The 1,428-nt window shown below is 52.0% G+C and carries 2 protein-coding genes; both read left to right on the top strand.

Features of this window, described 5'->3' with window-relative positions; all coding sequences use genetic code 11:
• A partial coding sequence (locus tag Q0369_RS01345; RefSeq protein WP_298094946.1) for a DNA-deoxyinosine glycosylase occupies positions 1–420 on the top strand: 420 nt, incomplete at its 5' end.
• A gap of 160 nt (positions 421–580) precedes the next feature.
• A partial coding sequence (locus Q0369_RS01340; RefSeq protein WP_298094943.1) for a toxin-antitoxin system YwqK family antitoxin occupies positions 581–1,428 on the top strand: 848 nt, incomplete at its 3' end.

The raw sequence follows: 1,428 nt of genomic DNA, 5'->3' as shown, positions 1-1,428 counted from the left end.
GGCTTTTACTACGCAAATCCGCAAAATCGCTTCTGGCGCGTGCTGGCGCAAATTTTAAACTCGCCGTCGCCCGTGAGCACGGACGAAAAGATAAAATTCCTGCTCGCCCGCCGCATCGCCATCTATGACGCTGCGATCTGCTGCGAGATAAAGGGCTCAAGCGACGCCAAAATGACCGCCGTCGTGCCTGCAAATTTAGAGCCGATCTTTAGCGGCGCACGCATCGTGCAGGTGTTCGCAAACGGCGGCAAGGCGCATGAAATCTGCGAAAAACATCTAAAAACTCAAATTTTAAACGCAACGGGCAGAGAGCCCGTGAAGCTACCCTCGACTAGCCCCGCAAATGCAAATTTTAGCTTTGAAAGGCTCGTGCGCGAATGGACGATCGTCGCGGATGTGTTGAAGCATGCCGAAATTTAACGCTTAGCTCCGTTAAACAGCGCGCAATAGGCTTATGGGCGCGGCACGCGTCCGGCGCCGAAAACCAAACCCTCAGCCCAAACTCCGCGAGGATTTATCTAAAATTTAGCTTCAAATTTTAAAATTCTTCAAATTTAACCGAGCTAAAAGGAAGCAAAATATGAAAACCTGCAAAGCCGCGCAAAATTCGCTCAATTTGGGCTTAAATTTAATACGAAATTTCACTTTTTCAAGCGTACTAAAGCTCCTACTTCCGCTTTTGGCGCTAGGCGCGCAAGCTCTGGAGCCAAAAATCGTAATGAAGCCCGAGCCGAGCTTAAAAAACGGTCTGTATTTCGTAGCGGACAAGCCCTATAGCGGGACGCTCAAGGTGCTGCACTACAGCGCCGAGGATCTTTACGACGTAAACTTTATGGGCGTCGTTTACCCCAGAGCAAAGCCGCTGCCGCCGACGCTTATCAGAGAGATCGACGTAAAGGACGGTACTGCGGTGCTTCAGCGCGATTACTTTGACGGCAGAGATAAGCCCTCAAACGAATATCCGCTAAAAAACGGCCTGTACGACGGCGTCGCGAAGAGCTACTACGCGGACGGCGGCGAGCTGAGATCGCAGAGCGAATACAAAGCCGGCAAGCGCGAGGGTTTTTACAAGCTGTATTATCAAGGAAGCGGCAAGCTAAAGCAGCAGGGCGCGTATAAAGCGGATAGGCACGAGGGCGTTTTCACCGACTACTACGAAAGCGGCGAAGTAAGCGCGCGCCATCCGTATAAGGGCGGGCTGCGAAACGGCAAGGACATGGATTATTACAAAAGCGGCAAAGTGCGCGGCGTGCGAACATACAAAGGGGGCAAGCGCCAAGGTATGGAAAAATGGTACTACGAAAGCGGCGCGCTAAAGCAGACGGGCGCATACAAGGATGACCGCAAACAGGGCGTTTGGAAGTTGTTTTATGAGGACGGCAAGACGCGCGTAATCGAAAATTTCAAAGACGACGAGCGCGACGGCGC

Source organism: uncultured Campylobacter sp. (assembly GCF_938030685.1).
Taxonomy (GTDB): Bacteria; Campylobacterota; Campylobacteria; order Campylobacterales; family Campylobacteraceae; genus Campylobacter_B.
Note: the sequence above shows the minus strand (reverse complement) of the source record. Positions and strands in the feature narration are given on the sequence as shown.